We start from the raw sequence: 16,994 nt of genomic DNA on the forward strand, positions 1-16,994 counted from the left end.
ATGACCGGTTGGATCCTGCTTGCTATCGTGCTGGCTGTTGCCGCGTTCTTCTTCGGACAGGCGAGGGGGCGCAAGCAATCCCAAAAACAGCTTCCCGGCACGTCAGCAGAGCAGTTGCGCGAGGCATGGCAACAAGGGTATGAAGCGGCCAGCGAGTTTCTGCGACGCTCCGGGACCCAGCCTCAAGCTCCACCGTCCGAGCAGGCGCTGGCCAGGAAGCAAGCCCCACCGGCTGGACAGCCCTATAGCCCGCAGCCCTGGCCAGGTCAACCGGTGGCGGCTGGATCAACAAACGCCACCCACCCGGCAACGGACCAGACCTTCGGGCAGCAGAACCCGGTCAATATCCCGCTGCCAAGCCAAATGGTCTCCAGGCCCGCCGCGCCACCCAAGCCGGTCAAGGTGCTGACCAAGCGCGAGCGGGAATTGCGCAATATCAACATCACCTTGTATGTGGCCGCCTTGATGATTGTCGCCGCCGGCGCACTGTTCCTCAGCTTCGCGCTCCCGCCGGTAGCCAAGCTCGTGGCCTTCTTCTTCCTGGCCGCCGCGTTCTACGCCGGGGGCTTGACCACCTACGCGCTGAAGCCATCGCTGCGTCCTGCCGGCGCAGCCTTCGCCGGAACTGGCCTGGCGCTGCTTCCATTGTGCGCCATCGCCACCTACAACACCCTTGATATCACCGGGGCTGCCACCTGGCTGATCTTCTCGGCCATCGGTACGCTGGCCGTTGGCTATGCCACGCTCAAGCTGAAGTCGCGCGTGCTCTCTTGGGTAGCCGTGCTGATCTTGGTCAGCACCGGCATGGCCGGGGCCGCAACACTGCAGCGCGGAATCTTGAATTACATGCTGGTGTTGCTGCTGCTTTCCCTCGTGCTGCTGTTCTTGGCCGTGCGCAGCCAGCGGGTGCGCCGTTCGATTTTCTTCCAAGCTGTTATGGGCACCGCGCAGTTGCTGCCTGCCTTCGTCATCGTGCTGTCAGCGATTCTCTTTGAGTCCCTCCGAAGCCGCGACTTCTTCTGGATTTTCGCGCTGCTCACCGCGCAACTGCTGCTCAGCATGCGGCTGCTGGGCAATTTGCGAATGGCGCGTTTCTACGCAGCCCGCGTTACCTTTATGCTGATGCTGGTTGCCGGCAGCAATTATGTTGGATTCTCCGCGACGACCACGACAATGATCCTCGCGTTCAGCCTTGCCCTGCAAGCACTCGCGGTGCTGATGTATTCCGCGGCGTACCAGCAACGCATGGGCTTGGATCCCCGGCATCTGCACTTTGAGCGAAGCGCGCTTTGGGGCCTGAGCGTGATCTCGGTCATCGGGGCCTACGCCTCCTCGAACGACGAGACCTCGCTGGTGCTCAGTGTCCTGGTCGTTCCACTGCTGGCATTGCTCTGCCTGCCCGGCTTGCTACGCGGGGCCAAGGCCGAAGTCGCGGTGGTCTCGGCGCTTCCGCTGGTGGCACTGCTGGATATGCAGCACCATAGCTGGCGACCGCTCCTGCTGTTTGTAGTGGCCATTATCGGACTGAGCATCGCGCGGCGTCGATCAGCTGGCCTCCTCCAACAGGTTTGCCAGCACGCTCGTTGGGCGCTGCTGCTGGTTGGCGCCGGGGTGCTGGGTGCGGCCATCCATGAATCCCTGGACGGTTCCGCCGGAAGATCCGAGGCAGCAGCAAAGCTCGTCACCGTTCTGGCGATGGCGCTGATGCTCTGGGCTATCGACCTGGCAAGCCGGCACCTTGCCGAGAAGGGCATGCCGCAGAACCACCTTTTGGGTCGGATCGCGGCTTCTGCGGCGATTGCCATAGCCTCCTTGTGCTACCTTCGAGTGCTGGCTGCCGAAGAGATGTATCCACATGAGCTCGTGGAGTTCATCGGGCTCGGCGGATTCATCTGGTTCATGATCACCGCGGTGGCGGCCACCGGCCTGGGGATTGCCAGCGGGTGGCGTTTGCGTTCTGTTGCTGGGCAGCGCACGGAGCTGGAGCAGCCCATCAAGTCAGCGGCGGCGGCTCTGCTCCTGGTGCTGTATGCGCTGAGCTTTGCTGAAGGCACCTGGGGATTTGCGCTGCTCATCGGTGTAGCTGCGCTGGCCGACTACCTGGTGAACCTTCGACGCAGCACCAGCACGCAATGGAAGATCATCTATGCGAGCCTCGCCCAGCTGCTCTTCAGCTCGATGGTTTGGTGGTTCGCCCGCGCAATGGACTTTGATCTCCACGGCCGATTCGCATTGCTGCTCGTATCGCTGAGCATTCCGCAGGTAGCCCGATTGCTGCTCAGCATTCGCCGGGGCGCACCGCTTCGCCAGGAATTGCGCTGGGTGGCCATCGGACTGCTCATTGGCATGCCGGCGGCAACGCCGGGGTACGGATGGTTCGCGGGCGGCTTTGATCGCGGAGTGATCCTCTTGGCTGCCCTGTGCATCGGGATCCATGGGGCCATGGCTTTCAAGGCCGACGAAGCGATCCCTGAAATCCCGCGGCAGTTCTACCTTTTTGCGCCCATTGTGTCGCTGATCGTTGTGATCGGGGTCCAGGCAAGCACGATGCCAGATGACACCGGTTGGATTCGAGCGCAATGGTGGAGCACCGACGTTGCCAGCGCCATGCTGCTGTTCATGTGCCTGTTGGCTGTGCTGGCCGAATGGCGCTGGCGGGGCAACAAGAAGTACTCCGTCGCCATCGCGCTGGCCATCTTCTTGCCGGCAGCGCTCGCTGCATGGTGGCAGGCTGGAACCTGGTGGGCCGTTGGCGCCCATGCGCTGATGGCTGTCGCGCTGATGCTGCTGGTGCACTCGCGCAGGAGCGCCTGGTATGCGATCGGCGGCGCGCTGATGCTCACGGTGGCGATCTTGCGGACCGTGATGGAAACGCGGCATATCGGGGGAACTCGATGGCTGTCATCGATGGATGTCTCATGGGCCTTGATCGGCACGGGAATAGCGCTCTATCTCCTGGCGATGGCCCATGGGCGAATGAAAGATCCGGCGCCTGGTTATCCGGAATCCGGTTACCGCCATGCAGCCCCGGTTGGCGCGGCGTCACGGATCTATTTTGCGTCCATGCTGCTGGCCCTGTTGGCGGCCGGCTGCATTGCCCACGTCGACAGCTCGCAGACCTGGAGCATTATTGGGGCCGCGGCGCTCATCTTCGGCGTGGCCGTGGTGGTTCGCTTCTTCGAGCTGCCGGCCAGTGCTGTTCCCTACGCGGTGGACGGGTTGATCGTGCTTGGTGCGGTTCTTGTCCTGACCTCCTATTCGCGAATTATCGCGGTTCCGCAATTCAGCAGCATCATGGCCTACTTCTGCGTGATCGCGGTCGTGCTGGTGGTTTGGCGCAATATCAAGGCCCACCGGCTTCTTGAACAGGCCTATCTCATCGCTGCCTCCGTGGCTGGCAGCATGGCGCTGTTCGCCTCCTTGGCCGAATCCAATACGCTCGCCCAAGTCATGGGCTTGGCGTTCTTTGGCTGCCTGATCGCCTGGGCCTTGAAGCTGGGGGAGCGGTTGTTCATCTGGTGGGGTGCCATTGCGATCACCCTGTCCGTCATCTGGTTCCTGCGTGAACTCGTCTTCTTGTGGCTGGTTATTATCGGGCTGGGACTGATCGCCGCCGCCGTTTACAAGCTGGTGAAGGTCGACAAGGCCGGCCAGCCAGCAGCCGAGCCGCCGGCCTATCAACCGCCGGTAGTCCAGCAGGGCCCGCCGCGACTGCCGTGGCAGCAGCCCGCGCAACCGCCAGTGCAGCCGCAGGAGCAGCGGCCGCCAGCTTCGCCGCAGGAGCCAGGCGAGCGGGAGTAGTGCTAGCGGCAGGTCGGTGAGGTCAAGATCACGGGGCTCGAAGCCCATAAAAGATTTGCGCGATCGTTGCCGACCTGTCAGACTAGATAAGTTGCTTGAGTGCAACTCGATCCCCGTTATTGGGGTAATCGAATCTGATTTGAACAACCGGGATCGGCTCTCACGCAGGATAATGCCTGTGGTTCGGGATCGATACAACAGTTTCAAATTATAAGGCCTTCGATAAAGTGAAAACTTTGCGGTCTTGTCGCGACTGAAAATTTCGCGACACGCCCGAGTTCGGGGGTCGGAGCCTCCTGCGGGTGAGGAACCCGGATCTGATCCGGATTCAGCCGCAGCGCAAGGCGTGCCGGTTCGCAAGAACCCGTATATAGGCACAGCAATCTTAGATAGTGCTAACAGAAAGAGGCATGACGCCATGGCGGGACAGAAAATCCGCATCCGGCTGAAGTCGTATGACCACGAGGTCATTGACGTTTCGGCCCGGAAGATCGTTGAGACGGTCACGCGCGCAGGCGCAACCGTAGTCGGCCCAGTGCCGCTGCCAACGGAGAAGAACGTGTACTGCGTTATCCGTTCGCCACACAAGTACAAGGACAGCCGTGAGCACTTCGAAATGCGCACGCACAAGCGTCTGATCGACATCGTTGATCCGACCCCGAAGGCTGTTGATTCGCTGATGCGTCTCGACCTGCCAGCGGATGTCAACATCGAAATCAAGCTTTAAGGGGAGGTGGCGAGAAAACTATGACCGCAACCCGTAATTTCAAGGGCCTGCTGGGCACGAAGCTCGGCATGACCCAGGTTTGGGATTCGAACAACAACCTGATCCCTGTCACCGTCGTGCAGGCTGACAGCAACGTTGTCACCAAGCTCATCAATGCTGAGCGCGATGGCTACACCGCAGTTCAGATCGGCTACGGCCAGATCGATCCTCGCAAGGTCACCAAGCCACTGGCTGGTCACTTCGAGGCTGCAGGCGTCACCCCACGTCGCCACTTGGTAGAACTGCGCACCGCAGACGCTGCCGAGTACACCCCGGGCCAGGAACTCTCCGTGGAGCTCTTCGAAGCCGGCCAGAAGGTCGACGTCGTTGGCACCTCCAAGGGTAAGGGCTTCGCCGGTGTGATGAAGCGCCACAACTTCCATGGTGTTGGCGCATCGCACGGTGCTCACAAGAACCACCGCAAGCCAGGTTCCATCGGCGGCGCATCGACCCCAGGTCGCGTTTTCCGTGGACAGAAGATGGCCGGTCGCATGGGTGCTGAGCGTGTTACCACTCAGAACCTGACCATTCACGCTATCGACGCTGAGAAGAACCTCCTGCTGATCAAGGGTGCCGTTCCAGGTGCCCGCGGCCGCGTCGTTCTCGTACGCAACGCCGTGAAGGGAGCATAAGTAAATGACTAAGGCACTTAACGTCGAACTGCCTGCAGAGATCTTCGACGTACAGACCAACGTCCCGCTGCTGCACCAGGTTGTCGTTGCACAGCTTGCTGCTGCCCGCCAGGGTACCCACAAGACCAAGGACCGCTCCGAGGTATCGGGTGCAGGTCGCAAGCCGTTCAAGCAGAAGGGTACCGGCCGCGCCCGTCAGGGTTCGATCCGTGCACCTCACATGACCGGCGGTGGCATTGTCCACGGTCCAACCCCACGTGACTACTCGCAGCGTACCCCGAAGAAGATGAAGGCTGCTGCACTGCGCGGCGCTTTGTCTGATCGCGCACGCTTCGGCCGCGTCCACGTGATTGAGAACTTGGTTGCAGGGGAAACCCCATCGACCAAGGAAGCTCTGGCTACCTTGCGTTCGCTCACCGAGCGCAAGAACCTGCTTGTCGTCATCGATCGCGCCAACGATGTTGCAGCCCTTTCGGTTCGCAACCTCGACCTTGTGCACGTTCTGTACGTCGACCAGCTGAACACCTACGATGTTCTGGTTTCGGATGACGTAGTCTTCACCAAGGCTGCCTTCGACGCCCTGGTCCAGAAGGAGGAAGCCAAGTGAGCATCAACTCCAAGGCTCCACACGACGTGGTCATCGCACCAGTCGTATCGGAAAAGAGCTACGGTCTGATCGATCAAGGTCAGTACACCTTCGAGGTGGCACCAAGCTCCAACAAGACGGAAATCAAGTACGCCGTTGAAGCTATCTTCAACGTCAAGGTTGACTCCGTAAACACCATCAACCGAGCCGGTAAGCGCAAGCGCACCCGCTTCGGGTGGGGATCGCGCAAGAGCACCAAGCGCGCCATCATCACCCTGAAGGAAGGCTCGATTGACATCTTCGGCGGTCCGCTTTCCTAAGCGGAGACCACTTTAACGAGGAATAATATAAATGGGAATTCGTAAGTACAAGCCGACTACCCCGGGCCTTCGCGGCTCGTCGGTAGCCGACTTCGCAGAAATCACTCGATCGACTCCGGAAAAGTCGCTGGTTCGTCCACTCACCAAGACTGGCGGCCGTAACAACTCCGGTAAGATCACCACCCGACACAAGGGTGGCGGACACAAGCGCGCTTACCGTGTTATCGACTTCCGTCGTCACGATAAGGACGGCGTTCCGGCAAAGGTCGCTCACATTGAGTACGACCCGAACCGTACCGCTCGTATCGCACTGCTCCACTACGTGGACGGCACCAAGCGCTACATCATCGCACCGAACAACCTCAAGCAGGGTGACCAGATTGAGGCCGGCGTCAACGCCGACATCAAGCCAGGTAACAACCTGCCACTGCGTAACATCCCGGTTGGTACCGTGATTCACGCTGTGGAGCTTCGCCCAGGTGGCGGCGCCAAGATGGCTCGTTCCGCAGGTGCCTCGATCCAGCTGGTAGCCCGTGAGGGCCGCTTCGCTCAGCTGCGTTTGCCTTCGGGCGAAATCCGCAACGTTGATGTGCGCTGCCGCGCAACCATCGGCGAGGTCGGCAACGCTGAGCAGATCAACATCAACTGGGGTAAGGCCGGCCGTATGCGCTGGAAGGGCGTACGCCCAACCGTTCGTGGTGTAGTCATGAACCCTGTTGATCACCCACACGGTGGTGGTGAAGGTAAGACCTCCGGTGGTCGTCACCCGGTCAACCCTAACGGTAAGCGTGAAGGACGCACCCGTCGTCCGAACAAGGAAAGCGACAAGCTCATTGTGCGTCGTCGCAAGACCGGCAAGAACAAGCGATAGGAGCCTGGAAACATGCCACGCAGCCTGAAGAAAGGCCCCTTCGTCGATCAGCACCTGTTCCTGAAGGTCGTTGCTGAAAACGAAAAGGGCACCAAGAACGTCATCAAGACGTGGTCCCGCCGTTCGATGATCATCCCGGACATGCTGGGACACACCATCGCCGTACACGACGGTCGCAAGCACATTCCTGTGTTCGTCACCGAATCGATGGTTGGACACAAGCTCGGAGAGTTTGCCCCAACCCGTACGTTCCGTGGCCACGTAAAGGACGACAAGAAGGGCAAGCGCCGCTAGGCCCCGCAAGGGAACTAGTATCGCTTAGCACTTCTTCGATAGACGAGAGAAGGATAGCAATGGAAGCCAAGGCAATTGCGCGTCACATCCGCGTAACGCCTATGAAGGCCCGGCGCGTCGTCAACCTTGTTCGTGGTCTGCAGACCAACGAAGCACTGGCCATCTTGAAGTTTGCCCCACAGGCAGCTTCGGAGCCGGTATACAAGGTTGTCGCATCGGCAGTGGCTAACGCCCGTGCCGCCGCGGACCGCGCAGGTGAAGCATTCAATGAGGACGAGCTGATTATCAGCGAAGCGTTTGTTGACGAAGGTCCGACCATGAAGCGGTTCCAGCCGCGTGCACAGGGTCGCGCATTCCAGATCAAGAAGCGCACCAGCCACGTGACTGTGGTTGTTTCAACCCAGAAGGGTGGGGAGAACTAAATGGGACAGAAGGTAAATCCGAACGGTTTCCGTCTCGGCATCACCACTGACCACATCTCGCACTGGTTTGCTGATTCCAGCAAGCCAGGCCAGCGTTACGCGGACTACGTAAAAGAAGACGTACAGATCCGTGCACTGCTGTCCAAGGGAATGGATCGCGCAGGCATCGCCCGCGTAGAGATCGAGCGTACCCGTGACCGCGTACGTGTGGATATCCACACTGCACGTCCAGGTATCGTTATCGGCCGCCGTGGTGCAGAAGCCGACCGTATTCGCGGCGAGCTGGAAAAGCTCACCAAGAAGCAGGTTCAGCTGAACATCCTCGAGGTCAAGAACCCTGACATGGAGGCCCAGCTGGTCGCCCAGGGCATCGCCGAGCAGCTTGCTTCCCGCGTGGCTTTCCGCCGTGCGATGAAGAAGGCAATGCAGTCGGCAATGCGCGCTGGTGCCAAGGGCATCCGCGTTCAGTGCTCCGGTCGTCTTGGCGGTGCAGAAATGTCCCGCAAGGAGTTCTACCGCGAAGGCCGTGTGCCGCTGCACACCCTGCGTGCGAACATCGACTTCGGCAAGTTCGAAGCCAAGACCACCTTCGGCCGCATCGGCGTGAAGGTTTGGATCTACAAGGGCGACGTAACCGCCAAGGAACTGGCTGCACAGCAGGCTGCTGCTGCTCCAGCTCGCGGTGGTCGCGGTGGCAACGATCGTCCACGTGGCGGCGAACGCCGTCGTCGTAACGACCGTAAGGGCGCTGCAGCTCCTGCTGCGGAAGGAGGAGAGGCTTAAATGCTTATCCCACGTCGAGTCAAGTTCCGTAAGCAGCACCACCCAAAGCGTTCGGGTGCTGCCAAGGGCGGAACCACCGTTGCTTTCGGTGAGTTCGGTATCCAGGCGTTGACCCCGGCTTACGTGACTAACCGTCAGATCGAAGCCGCTCGTATCGCCATGACCCGTTACATCAAGCGTGGCGGTAAGGTGTGGATTAACATCTACCCAGACCGTCCGCTGACCAAGAAGCCTGCTGAAACCCGTATGGGTTCCGGTAAGGGTTCCCCAGAGTGGTGGGTCGCCAACGTCAAGCCAGGACGAGTCATGTTTGAACTCGGTGGCGTCAGTGAAGAGGTAGCTAAAGAGGCATTGCGTCTTGCAATCCACAAGCTGCCAATGAAGGCACGCATCGTGCGTCGTGAAGGTGGTGAATAGGGATGTCTATCGGTTCTAAGGACCTTAGCATTGAGTCCCTGGACGGCTTCGATACCGCTCGTTTGAACGAGGAATTGAAGAAGGCCAAGGCAGAACTGTTCAACCTGCGCTTCCAGTCGGCTACCGGCCAGCTGGAGAGCAACGCGAACCTGAAGGCTATCAAGCGCGATATCGCCCGCATTTACACTGTGCTGCGCGAGCGCGAGCTGGGCATTCGTCAGGATGTCGTCGTTCCGGTTGAAGAAACCAAGAAGGAATCCAAGTAATGAGCGAGAAGGAGAACGGTGTGGATAACGCTACCGAGCGTAACGACCGCAAGACCCTCCGTGGTTACGTGGTTTCCGACAAGATGCAGAAGACCATCGTCGTTGACGTTGAGGACCGTGTAAAGCACGCCCTTTACGGCAAGGTTATGCGTCGCAACAAGAACGTCAAGGCTCACGATGAGAACAACGAAGCCGGCATCGGCGACTTGGTTGTCATCGCTGAGACCCGCCCGCTGTCTGCTGACAAGCGCTGGCGTCTCGTTGAGATCGTAGAGAAGGCTAAGTAAGCTTTCGCTTCGATTTCACGGATCTCGTGATTGAAGAATGCCCCGAACACTTCGCAAGAAGAGTTCGGGGCATTTCTGCATTGACCCTGTAGTTCGCGGATACGACACAGGATTATGCAATCAATTCAGAAACTGCGTCCAGAAGGCCTTGTCCGGTCGCCAGCCTTCAGCCACGTAGCCATCGTCCCGCCGGGAGCCAGCACCGTCTACCTTGGCGGACAGAATGCGGTTGACGAGAATGGCACACTGATTGGCGAAGGCGATGCCGCGGAACAAGCAAGATATGCGTTGCACAATGCAAAGGCAGCGTTGGCAGCAACCGGAGCAACGTTTGACGATGTAGTCCAATGGAACGTCCTTTTGGTGGACGGCGTGGATATCAATAGCGTCTATGCGGCTATCGGCCCCGAACTGGCTTCTGATGAACCACCGCTGGTGTGCGCGGCCATTGTCTCCCAGCTAGGCATCCCTGGCGGTCTGATTGAAATCAGCGTAGTTGCGGCGTTGTTCATTGATTAGGAGACGGATTTCCAAAGCACGAGTCAGCGTTTCCCGCTAGCTGCTTCGATACTCGCTAGGGGAGTAGCCGAGTACTTTACGGAAGTCTGTCGACAGATGGGCCTGGTCGGTATAGCCGAGGTCCACGGCCAGCGAAGCAAGTGAAGTTTGCGGATGCTCACGCAAATGCAGGGCAGCTTCTTGCAAGCGATAGCGCCGAATTACTGCCAACGGTGAAAGTCCCAAGTATTTCAGGGACAAGCGCTGCAGGCTGCGTACGGTGAGATTCAAATCTTTTGCGACTTGGTCAACACGCAAGGCTGCGCTGTTAGTCGATACATGATCCAAGAAATTATTGGCCAGTTCTCCGGACTCGGTGATTGGTGGCAGGCGCTGTTCTAGCCATAAAGATAATTGATGAGCACAGCCTTCATTCGAGTTTGCGTCGTCACTCAGCTGATGTTCGTCCAGCAGGGCCTGATGAAGTGCACATGCATCAATAGTTGCTTCTTGGTCCAGCAGCTGATGCGGCGTGCTCTTGATCAAGGAGGCCAAATAGGGAGCTGCGGCGGGGCGGAGCAGGGCGGCTACCGCCCAGCTGGTACCGCGCAGATCCCTATGAGATGCACCGCGGCTTGGACCAGCGACTGTCACACCTTCAGGTTGCACCACAAGATTCATCAGCGGGAAAGGCAGGATCTGCTGGCGGGAAATCCTGCCGGCAGCAATATCCCAGCGCGAGATCCAATACCAGCTGACGTACTGCTGCAAATGTTCGGGAGGCAAGACGCGTTGGAATTCCGGCAGCCGGGCCGGATACAAAACCCCTCGACCATCATGAATATCGCCCATGCAGCAGCACCTCAAACTTGTCGCAAATTTACAAGCCCCAGCATTCCATAACTTTATAGTCTTGAGACATGCAAAATCACAACGATATGGTGCATGGTGTAACCGGAACGCACACCACCGCTGGTGTTCCACACGGAGTAACTTCACTAACTCCATTCCTCGCTGTACCAAATGCGGCGAAGGCGTTGGAGTTCTACAAAGACGTGTTTGGAGCACGGATCATTGATGTCACCAACATGGGAGGGGTCGTTGTCCATGCCGAGATTGATTTTGGCCAAGGACACCTGCAAATTGGTGAGCCCAGCCCCGCGTATGGCTTGGTGCCGCCACCAGATGCCCCGAATGCTTGCTATTCGCTCGGGTTGTATTGCGAAGACGTGGATGCAGTGCTGGCTGGAGCTACAGAAGCAGGCGCTACGGTGAGGGAACCGGTGACCAATTTTGTTTCCGGTGACAGATTCGCCTCCATAATTGATCCTTACGGAGTGCGGTGGTCCATCATGAGCAGAGTTGAAGATTTGAGCGAAGAGGAAAGCGCTCAACGGGTGGCAGTCTGGGCTGCGCAGCAGTCGGAAGCGGCCTCGAATTGAGCTGTTCATGCCAGGCGCTGAACTAAGCTGAAGCCATGACATTGAATCGCCCGCTACCACGTTCGCAGTGGCTGTGGGCGATTCTCATGCTACTTTGCCTGGGCATTGGAATCCTGCCCTATACAAGGTGGACAGCTGCCGGCTGGGTTCCGCGGCTCCAGGCATTCCAAACTTGGATGCTGGTCGGCGTCGCCGTGGCCGTATTGCTGGCCTCATTCAAACGCCGGTGGCTGGTTTCGGCAGTCGTCTTGGTCTTGCTGGCCATCGGTGCAGTCCCGAACATGGCTATGACAACCGGGGAATCGCTGCCATCGAAAGCAACCCAGGAGTTGTCAGTTTTTCCTTCAATGCGCTCAAGGCTGGCGCTGATGCCAGGCAATTATCGCAGAGCATTAAAATGGCTGACCCCGATGTCCTGGTGCTCGTAGAGACAAGTGAACCTCTTCATCAGAGATTGGCTGCCCAAGGAGCATTGGATACCTTGCCATACCGAAGCGCACCGGTGCCTGCCGGGGGAGAAGCCGATACGGTGATTTATTCGCGTTATCCGGCGAGAGAACGATCAGGTTCGCTTGGCCCGGATGCGACCAATTGGTACGGATTGCCCATCGTCGACATTGCGTCTCCACGCGGGCCAATCACGGTCGTTGGGGTACACATTTATCCTCCGCTGCAAGATGCGCGGCGGTGGCAGGGTGGGCTGCTGGCTATGCAGCAGTGGGTTGACAAGAAGGAAGACGAACCAATGATCTTGGCAGGGGACTTCAACTCCACCCGAGCCCATCCACAGTTTCGAGAACTTGTCTCCAGCATGGGACCTGAACGATCGCTGTTTCCCGTATCGACATGGCCAACTGGGGGAAGGGTGCCGCCGATGATTGGGATTGACCACGTTTTAGCCCGCGGCCTCGTTCCGCTCAAACAAGAGGCAGCCAAGATTGATGGGTCCGATCACCTGGCACTCATCGTGAAACTCGGTGTGCCACATTAGCAGGGCACGCGTAGAGCCATTGCCCCGCAGACATGGCCCACCGAGCGGTGAATATCCGCGCGAAATAGGAAGCACAAAATTGCTAGCCGGCGTAAATGATTTCCACTCGACGATTAGCGGCGTAGGTCGACAGATCTTTCGGGTCTTCGCGAACCGCTGGTTGGGTATCGGCGAACCCCTTGACCTTTGCGTTCAGGTCGGGCCGGGCTTTCTTGAGCACCGCGGCGACAGCCTTGGCCCTGTCGGTGGAGAGAGTCTTGTTATCCTTCGCGCCATGAACGGAGTCGGTATGGCCATTAACTTGGACGTCTGCGCCTTTGGGTATCTTAGAAACCAATGACTCCAACTTGGCAGAAGCTGTGGCTGGAAGCTTCGAACTATCTGGAGTGAAAAGGATGTCGGCTGCCAGGGTAATGGTAGTTTCCCCGTCCTTCTCCTGAACCCGTTCAACAGCCTTCACGGATCCGGTGAGATCCCAGGCGAGGACACTTGTACCCGGTTCCCAAACGAGCACGGACTTCGCAATAAGCTCGCTTGAAGGTTCGGGCAGTTTCTGCGCATTCGTTGCGGTTGCCTGTGCAGCTGGCAAGTGGCACCCGAGGCAGGCCAGCAAAACCCCGGCTCCTATGAGCCGAACTGGTAGTGCTTTCATCGTGCCACCGGTACGTCAGTGAACTCCGCCATCGAATCGATTACACGGATATCAAAGCTTTCATTGCCGTCCTCGGGAGCGGCATAAACTCCCCACCAAATAACGGGCTCATGATTTGAGGTTGAAGTTCGGACGGAATCTGCGGCCCAAGTTCGGCCCACATCCGAAATGACACTATATTCCTTGAGGTTTTCCCGATCAACGAGAGTCGTGCGTGGCGAGGAATTCCCGAACATGTCGTAGATCGAGATGGCTGCGGAGTCACTGGCAGAGGCAAAATCAGGAGTGAGCACGTACTGGAGGGTCATGGTTTTGCCCTCAACTTTCAGAGACTGGATGCCCACCGTGACTTTGTCGTCTTTATGTCCAGGGACGGTGAATTCCTTGGTGGCAATGACGTTTGAGGTATCAACAGGAGCAGTGGGTGTTTCCGATTCCCCGGACCGCGACTGCGTCGTTGCAGAGGCTGAGGTTCCTTCGGTGGAAGAGGCATTGGATGGGGCCTCATCGGTGGATGAGGTGCAACCTGTTAGGGCGGAGAGCGCAAGAATGCCTGCAGTGCACAGGGCCAATGATCGTTTCATCGTGAACTCCGATAGTCGTGGATTTGATGTCCAGCGATCAAGGCGCCGAGGCATCGGGGGGGATGAGTGCTTATCCTCCCCTAAAATCCAACAAATTACTATATTGAGACGGGTACTTGACTCGGTGGAATTGCATAGCCCGGTCTTGTTTGCCGATTGCCGATTGCCGATTGCCGATTGCCGATTGCCGATTGGCGACGCTGTGTATTCGAGAGCAGCGAGTGCCAGCAAATACGTGCCGGCTGCTCACGGCATTGATGGAAGAAAAATCTTCCTGGAACATCGAGTCCGCGGTAATCTCGTGGCCCAAAGCCAGCCGGGCAATTTGGAGCTACGTGAATCCTTGAGTTCCGTGGTGCCGGAGCCCCGTAAAGCCGGGGAAGCGCGCGTCGGTTCATGTGACGAACGACGCCTTCTTTCCGCATACCACACCATTTCGGTTTTGCGCCACTCTGCGCTAGACTTAAGAATCTGTGCGCATTGTGTTCGGGGACTATCCACCTCCAAAACGATGCGGTGCGGTCTAAATCAGTTTAGACGCACAAGTGCAGCCTCGATATTTTACGCCTCGGCCCTGCCGCCAATTGGGATCAGCATTCGGTGCGCCCGCGTCGGTGGGGGTAAGCGATACGTATCGTGGAGACCATATCCGTTCCGCAAGGCTCGTTCAGAGAACCAGCGAGACGACAGGAGTAAGAAGTGATTCAGCAGGAGTCGCGACTTAAGGTTGCCGATAACACCGGTGCTAAGGAAATCCTTACCATTCGTGTTCTCGGTGGCTCGAAGCGTCGCTACGCAAGCATTGGCGACACCATTGTCGCTACCGTCAAGGATGCAATTCCTGGCGGCAACGTGAAGAAGGGTGACGTCGTCAAGGCTGTCATCGTTCGCACTAAGAAGGAAATCCGTCGCGCAGATGGTTCCTACATCAAGTTCGACGAGAACGCTGCAGTTATCCTCAAGGGCGACGCTGCAGATCCTCGTGGTACTCGTATTTTCGGCCCAGTGGGCCGCGAGCTTCGTGACAAGAAGTTCATGAAGATCGTTTCCCTGGCTCCGGAGGTGCTGTAACCATGGGCGCAAAGATCAAGAAGGGTGACCTGGTTCAGGTCATCTCAGGCAAGGAACGTGGCAAGCAGGGCAAGGTCCTGAAGGTCATCACCGAGTCCTCCCGCGTGCTGGTTGAAGGCGTAAACCGCGTCACCAAGCACACCAAGGCTGGTCAGACCGAATCCGGTTCGACCACTGGCGGCATCGAGGTTGTCGAGGCTCCATTGCACGTATCGAACGTTGCTGTGGTTGACCCAGAAACCAAGAAGCCAACCCGCGTCGGCTTCCGCGAGGAAACCGTAGAAAAGAACGGCGTGTCCAAGACTGTACGCGTTCGTTTCGCCAAGGCTTCCGGAAAGGATCTGTAATGACTGAAGCAGCCACCAAGATCCAGCCACGTCTGAAGGCAAAGTACAACGCAGAGATCCGCCCTGCCATGCAGGAGCAGTTCAACTACGCAAACCCAATGCAGGTACCATCCCTGACCAAGGTTGTAGTTAACATGGGTGTCGGCGAAGCTGCCAAGGACTCGAAGCTTATCGAAGGCGCAGTTCGCGACCTGACCGCTATTACCGGTCAGAAGCCAGTGATCACGCGTGCCCGCAAGTCCATCGCACAGTTCAAGCTGCGCGAAGGCATGCCAATCGGTACGCACACCACCTTGCGCAACGACCGCATGTGGGAATTCGTTGATCGCTTGATCACCCTGGCACTGCCTCGTATCCGCGACTTCCGCGGCCTGAGCGACCGCCAGTTCGACGGCAATGGCAACTACACTTTCGGTCTGACCGAACAGTCGATGTTCCATGAAATCGATCAGGACAAGATCGATCGCGTGCGCGGTATGGACATCACTGTGGTGACCACCGCCAAGACTGATGACGAAGGCCGTGCCTTGCTTAAGGCTCTGGGCTTCCCATTCAAGACCAACAACTAATCTCACTACGTTACAGGTCCGCTAAGGAAACCGTAACGAGGAAGGGCTGAAGCCCACATGTCTATGACAGATCCAGTCGCAGATATGCTGACTCGTCTGCGTAACGCTAACTCGGCATACCACGACACTGTGTCGATGCCGTCGAGCAAGCTCAAGGTACGCATTGCAAACATCCTGAAGGAACAGGGCTACATTGCCTCGTTCGAGGAAGTTGCAGCAGAAGTCGGCAAGACTCTGACTATCACTTTGAAGTACGGCCCATCGCGCGAGCGTTCGATCGCTGGCGTGCGCCGTATCTCCAAGCCAGGTCTTCGCGTATACGCAAAGTCCACCAACCTGCCTCACGTGCTCGGTGGTCTTGGCATCGCGATCCTGTCCACCTCCTCCGGTCTGCTTACTGACCGTCAGGCTGCAAAGAAGGGCGTGGGTGGGGAAGTCCTCGCCTACGTCTGGTAACGGGAAGGGAGAAACATACAATGTCACGTATTGGACGTCTTCCGATCACCGTTCCTGCCAACGTTGAATTGAACATCGACGGCCAGCAGGTCGCCGTTAAGGGCCCGAAGGGTGAACTTTCGATCACCGTTTCGGCTCCAATCACCGTTTCCAAGGACGAGAACACTGTTACCGTTGTTCGCCCGAACGATTCCCGCGAGTCTCGTTCGCTGCACGGTCTGACCCGCACCCTGATCAACAACATGATCATCGGTGTGACCGAGGGTTACGAGAAGAAGCTCGAAATCCACGGAACCGGTTACCGCGTACAGGCCAAGGGCGCTGACCTGGAGCTTGCTCTGGGTTACTCGCACCCAGTGAAGGTTACTGCCGTTGACGGCATCACCTTCTCGGTCGAGGGCAACAACAAGATCACCGTTGCTGGTATTGATAAGCAGCACGTCGGTGAAGTTGCCGCCAACATCCGCAAGCTGCGTAAGACCGAGCCTTACAAGGGCAAGGGTATCCGTTACGCTGGCGAGATCATCCGCCGCAAGGTCGGAAAGGCTGGTAAGTAATCATGGCTATCGGAATCAAGGGCAAGAGCAAGTCCGCTCAGCGCGGTCGTCGTCACCAGCGTTTGCGCAAGCACATCGTTGGTACCACCGTTCGTCCACGCCTGGTTGTCAACCGCTCGGCTCGTCACATCTTCGTACAGATCGTAGACGACTCGCAGGGCATCACCCTGGCCAGCGCTTCGACCATGGAAGCTGAGCTTCGTGCAAGCGAAGCCGACAAGACCGCCAAGGCTAAGCAGATTGGCGAGCTCGTTGCAGAGCGCGCCAAGGCAGCTGGCATCGAAGCAGTAGTCTTCGACCGCGGTGGCAACAAGTACCACGGTCGCGTGGCTGCTGTTGCTGACGGCGCACGTGAAGGTGGGCTGGCACTGTGAGCGAAGCT

25 protein-coding genes are annotated in these 16,994 nt (G+C 58.1%); 22 read left to right on the top strand and 3 right to left on the bottom strand.

Annotated elements, in window-relative coordinates; genetic code table 11:
• The 13 genes from ACT7DV_RS11570 to ACT7DV_RS11630 all read left to right on the top strand — a co-directional run bounded on the left by ACT7DV_RS11570 (position 1) and on the right by ACT7DV_RS11630 (position 9,964).
• Entirely contained in the window at positions 1 to 3,801 is a 3,801-nt protein-coding gene (locus ACT7DV_RS11570) for a hypothetical protein (RefSeq protein ID WP_444662705.1), read from the top strand.
• A 418-nt stretch (positions 3,802 to 4,219) separates the two neighbouring features.
• A complete protein-coding gene (gene rpsJ, locus ACT7DV_RS11575) occupies positions 4,220 to 4,528 on the top strand; it encodes a 30S ribosomal protein S10 (protein WP_013349689.1) in 309 nt (102 codons plus the stop codon).
• A gap of 20 nt (positions 4,529 to 4,548) precedes the next feature.
• A complete protein-coding gene (rplC, locus tag ACT7DV_RS11580) occupies positions 4,549 to 5,199 on the top strand; it encodes a 50S ribosomal protein L3 (RefSeq protein WP_060702223.1) in 651 nt (216 codons plus the stop codon).
• A 4-nt stretch (positions 5,200 to 5,203) separates the two neighbouring features.
• Positions 5,204 to 5,806 carry a 50S ribosomal protein L4 gene (rplD, locus tag ACT7DV_RS11585; protein ID WP_022874137.1) on the top strand — a complete coding sequence of 201 codons (603 nt, stop codon included), beginning with the start codon at positions 5,204 to 5,206 and terminating at the stop codon, positions 5,804 to 5,806.
• Positions 5,803 to 6,105 carry a 50S ribosomal protein L23 gene (gene rplW, locus ACT7DV_RS11590; RefSeq protein ID WP_060702221.1) on the top strand — a complete coding sequence of 101 codons (303 nt, stop codon included), beginning with the start codon at positions 5,803 to 5,805 and terminating at the stop codon, positions 6,103 to 6,105. The genes rplD and rplW overlap by 4 nt, the downstream gene beginning before the upstream one ends.
• Positions 6,106 to 6,136: 31 nt before the next feature.
• On the top strand, positions 6,137 to 6,976 hold the full coding sequence (gene rplB, locus ACT7DV_RS11595; RefSeq protein WP_060702220.1) for a 50S ribosomal protein L2: 840 nt from the start codon (positions 6,137 to 6,139) through the stop codon (positions 6,974 to 6,976).
• A gap of 12 nt (positions 6,977 to 6,988) precedes the next feature.
• Entirely contained in the window at positions 6,989 to 7,270 is a 282-nt protein-coding gene (rpsS, locus tag ACT7DV_RS11600) for a 30S ribosomal protein S19 (RefSeq protein ID WP_022874134.1), read from the top strand.
• A 59-nt stretch (positions 7,271 to 7,329) separates the two neighbouring features.
• Positions 7,330 to 7,692 (top strand): 50S ribosomal protein L22, encoded by a 363-nt coding sequence (gene rplV / locus ACT7DV_RS11605; protein ID WP_022874133.1) that lies wholly within the window; start codon positions 7,330 to 7,332, stop codon positions 7,690 to 7,692.
• Positions 7,693 to 8,475 carry a 30S ribosomal protein S3 gene (rpsC, locus tag ACT7DV_RS11610; protein WP_060702219.1) on the top strand — a complete coding sequence of 261 codons (783 nt, stop codon included), beginning with the start codon at positions 7,693 to 7,695 and terminating at the stop codon, positions 8,473 to 8,475.
• On the top strand, positions 8,476 to 8,892 hold the full coding sequence (rplP, locus tag ACT7DV_RS11615) for a 50S ribosomal protein L16 (RefSeq protein ID WP_022874131.1): 417 nt from the start codon (positions 8,476 to 8,478) through the stop codon (positions 8,890 to 8,892). It begins immediately after the preceding gene.
• Between the two features lie 2 nt (positions 8,893 to 8,894).
• On the top strand, positions 8,895 to 9,158 hold the full coding sequence (rpmC, locus tag ACT7DV_RS11620; protein ID WP_022874130.1) for a 50S ribosomal protein L29: 264 nt from the start codon (positions 8,895 to 8,897) through the stop codon (positions 9,156 to 9,158).
• Entirely contained in the window at positions 9,158 to 9,445 is a 288-nt protein-coding gene (gene rpsQ / locus ACT7DV_RS11625) for a 30S ribosomal protein S17 (protein ID WP_013349679.1), read from the top strand. Before rpmC ends, rpsQ begins: the two co-directional genes overlap by 1 nt.
• Before the next feature lie 114 nt (positions 9,446 to 9,559).
• Positions 9,560 to 9,964 (top strand): RidA family protein, encoded by a 405-nt coding sequence (locus ACT7DV_RS11630; protein ID WP_444662710.1) that lies wholly within the window; start codon positions 9,560 to 9,562, stop codon positions 9,962 to 9,964.
• Between the two features lie 36 nt (positions 9,965 to 10,000).
• Here the strand turns inward: ACT7DV_RS11630 and ACT7DV_RS11635 are convergent, their stop codons facing one another.
• Positions 10,001 to 10,795, bottom strand: coding sequence for a helix-turn-helix domain-containing protein (locus ACT7DV_RS11635; protein WP_444662711.1), 795 nt, complete (start codon positions 10,793 to 10,795; stop codon positions 10,001 to 10,003).
• Positions 10,796 to 10,863: 68 nt separating this feature from the next.
• On the opposite strand from ACT7DV_RS11635, the gene ACT7DV_RS11640 reads away from it, so the two are divergent.
• The 3 genes from ACT7DV_RS11640 to ACT7DV_RS11650 are packed head-to-tail and all read left to right on the top strand — an operon-like array spanning position 10,864 to position 12,376.
• Positions 10,864 to 11,385 (top strand): VOC family protein, encoded by a 522-nt coding sequence (locus ACT7DV_RS11640; protein ID WP_444662713.1) that lies wholly within the window; start codon positions 10,864 to 10,866, stop codon positions 11,383 to 11,385.
• A gap of 35 nt (positions 11,386 to 11,420) precedes the next feature.
• Positions 11,421 to 11,813 carry a hypothetical protein gene (locus ACT7DV_RS11645; RefSeq protein WP_444662714.1) on the top strand — a complete coding sequence of 131 codons (393 nt, stop codon included), beginning with the start codon at positions 11,421 to 11,423 and terminating at the stop codon, positions 11,811 to 11,813.
• Positions 11,783 to 12,376 carry an endonuclease/exonuclease/phosphatase family protein gene (locus tag ACT7DV_RS11650; RefSeq protein WP_444662716.1) on the top strand — a complete coding sequence of 198 codons (594 nt, stop codon included), beginning with the start codon at positions 11,783 to 11,785 and terminating at the stop codon, positions 12,374 to 12,376. The genes ACT7DV_RS11645 and ACT7DV_RS11650 overlap by 31 nt, the downstream gene beginning before the upstream one ends.
• Positions 12,377 to 12,458: 82 nt before the next feature.
• On the opposite strand, the gene ACT7DV_RS11655 is transcribed toward ACT7DV_RS11650, so the two are convergent.
• Positions 12,459 to 13,028 carry an OmpA family protein gene (locus tag ACT7DV_RS11655; protein ID WP_444662717.1) on the bottom strand — a complete coding sequence of 190 codons (570 nt, stop codon included), beginning with the start codon at positions 13,026 to 13,028 and terminating at the stop codon, positions 12,459 to 12,461.
• The gene (locus tag ACT7DV_RS11660; RefSeq protein WP_444662719.1) at positions 13,025 to 13,612 is read right to left on the bottom strand and encodes a hypothetical protein; all 588 of its coding nucleotides are present in this window, start codon (positions 13,610 to 13,612) and stop codon (positions 13,025 to 13,027) included. Before ACT7DV_RS11660 ends, ACT7DV_RS11655 begins: the two co-directional genes overlap by 4 nt.
• A 699-nt stretch (positions 13,613 to 14,311) precedes the next feature.
• On the opposite strand from ACT7DV_RS11660, the gene rplN reads away from it, so the two are divergent.
• From rplN to rplR, 6 genes are read left to right on the top strand one after another with little or no spacing between them, the layout of a single operon-like run.
• Positions 14,312 to 14,683: a 50S ribosomal protein L14 gene (rplN, locus tag ACT7DV_RS11665; RefSeq protein ID WP_022874126.1), complete on the top strand. Its 372-nt coding sequence runs from the start codon at positions 14,312 to 14,314 to the stop codon at positions 14,681 to 14,683.
• A 2-nt stretch (positions 14,684 to 14,685) separates the two neighbouring features.
• On the top strand, positions 14,686 to 15,030 hold the full coding sequence (rplX, locus tag ACT7DV_RS11670; RefSeq protein WP_060702212.1) for a 50S ribosomal protein L24: 345 nt from the start codon (positions 14,686 to 14,688) through the stop codon (positions 15,028 to 15,030).
• Positions 15,030 to 15,599: a 50S ribosomal protein L5 gene (gene rplE / locus ACT7DV_RS11675; RefSeq protein ID WP_060702211.1), complete on the top strand. Its 570-nt coding sequence runs from the start codon at positions 15,030 to 15,032 to the stop codon at positions 15,597 to 15,599. The genes rplX and rplE overlap by 1 nt, the downstream gene beginning before the upstream one ends.
• Before the next feature lie 57 nt (positions 15,600 to 15,656).
• On the top strand, positions 15,657 to 16,055 hold the full coding sequence (gene rpsH / locus ACT7DV_RS11680) for a 30S ribosomal protein S8 (protein WP_013349671.1): 399 nt from the start codon (positions 15,657 to 15,659) through the stop codon (positions 16,053 to 16,055).
• A gap of 20 nt (positions 16,056 to 16,075) precedes the next feature.
• The gene (gene rplF / locus ACT7DV_RS11685) at positions 16,076 to 16,612 is read left to right on the top strand and encodes a 50S ribosomal protein L6 (RefSeq protein ID WP_444662721.1); all 537 of its coding nucleotides are present in this window, start codon (positions 16,076 to 16,078) and stop codon (positions 16,610 to 16,612) included.
• Between the two features lie 2 nt (positions 16,613 to 16,614).
• Positions 16,615 to 16,986: a 50S ribosomal protein L18 gene (gene rplR / locus ACT7DV_RS11690; protein ID WP_060702209.1), complete on the top strand. Its 372-nt coding sequence runs from the start codon at positions 16,615 to 16,617 to the stop codon at positions 16,984 to 16,986.
• Positions 16,987 to 16,994: the final 8 nt, after the last annotated feature.

It is taken from the genome of Glutamicibacter sp. TV12E, from assembly GCF_052441935.1.
GTDB lineage: Bacteria > Actinomycetota > Actinomycetes > Actinomycetales > Micrococcaceae > Glutamicibacter.

Bases quoted from the DNA above. Each gene is read 5' to 3' on its own strand.
- ACT7DV_RS11570 (WP_444662705.1), top strand. From the start codon at position 1: ATGACCGGTTGGATCCTGCTTGCTATCGTGCTGGCTGTTGCCGCGTTC.
- rpsJ (WP_013349689.1), top strand. From the start codon at position 4,220: ATGGCGGGACAGAAAATCCGCATCCGGCTGAAGTCGTATGACCACGAG.
- rplC (WP_060702223.1), top strand. From the start codon at position 4,549: ATGACCGCAACCCGTAATTTCAAGGGCCTGCTGGGCACGAAGCTCGGC.
- rplD (WP_022874137.1), top strand. From the start codon at position 5,204: ATGACTAAGGCACTTAACGTCGAACTGCCTGCAGAGATCTTCGACGTA.
- rplB (WP_060702220.1), top strand. From the start codon at position 6,137: ATGGGAATTCGTAAGTACAAGCCGACTACCCCGGGCCTTCGCGGCTCG.
- rpsS (WP_022874134.1), top strand. From the start codon at position 6,989: ATGCCACGCAGCCTGAAGAAAGGCCCCTTCGTCGATCAGCACCTGTTC.
- rplV (WP_022874133.1), top strand. From the start codon at position 7,330: ATGGAAGCCAAGGCAATTGCGCGTCACATCCGCGTAACGCCTATGAAG.
- rpsC (WP_060702219.1), top strand. From the start codon at position 7,693: ATGGGACAGAAGGTAAATCCGAACGGTTTCCGTCTCGGCATCACCACT.
- rplP (WP_022874131.1), top strand. From the start codon at position 8,476: ATGCTTATCCCACGTCGAGTCAAGTTCCGTAAGCAGCACCACCCAAAG.
- rpmC (WP_022874130.1), top strand. From the start codon at position 8,895: ATGTCTATCGGTTCTAAGGACCTTAGCATTGAGTCCCTGGACGGCTTC.
- rpsQ (WP_013349679.1), top strand. From the start codon at position 9,158: ATGAGCGAGAAGGAGAACGGTGTGGATAACGCTACCGAGCGTAACGAC.
- ACT7DV_RS11630 (WP_444662710.1), top strand. From the start codon at position 9,560: ATGCAATCAATTCAGAAACTGCGTCCAGAAGGCCTTGTCCGGTCGCCA.
- ACT7DV_RS11635 (WP_444662711.1), bottom strand. From the start codon at position 10,795: ATGGGCGATATTCATGATGGTCGAGGGGTTTTGTATCCGGCCCGGCTG.
- ACT7DV_RS11640 (WP_444662713.1), top strand. From the start codon at position 10,864: ATGCAAAATCACAACGATATGGTGCATGGTGTAACCGGAACGCACACC.
- ACT7DV_RS11645 (WP_444662714.1), top strand. From the start codon at position 11,421: ATGACATTGAATCGCCCGCTACCACGTTCGCAGTGGCTGTGGGCGATT.
- ACT7DV_RS11650 (WP_444662716.1), top strand. From the start codon at position 11,783: ATGGCTGACCCCGATGTCCTGGTGCTCGTAGAGACAAGTGAACCTCTT.
- ACT7DV_RS11655 (WP_444662717.1), bottom strand. From the start codon at position 13,028: ATGAAAGCACTACCAGTTCGGCTCATAGGAGCCGGGGTTTTGCTGGCC.
- ACT7DV_RS11660 (WP_444662719.1), bottom strand. From the start codon at position 13,612: ATGAAACGATCATTGGCCCTGTGCACTGCAGGCATTCTTGCGCTCTCC.
- rplX (WP_060702212.1), top strand. From the start codon at position 14,686: ATGGGCGCAAAGATCAAGAAGGGTGACCTGGTTCAGGTCATCTCAGGC.
- rplE (WP_060702211.1), top strand. From the start codon at position 15,030: ATGACTGAAGCAGCCACCAAGATCCAGCCACGTCTGAAGGCAAAGTAC.
- rpsH (WP_013349671.1), top strand. From the start codon at position 15,657: ATGTCTATGACAGATCCAGTCGCAGATATGCTGACTCGTCTGCGTAAC.
- rplF (WP_444662721.1), top strand. From the start codon at position 16,076: ATGTCACGTATTGGACGTCTTCCGATCACCGTTCCTGCCAACGTTGAA.
- rplR (WP_060702209.1), top strand. From the start codon at position 16,615: ATGGCTATCGGAATCAAGGGCAAGAGCAAGTCCGCTCAGCGCGGTCGT.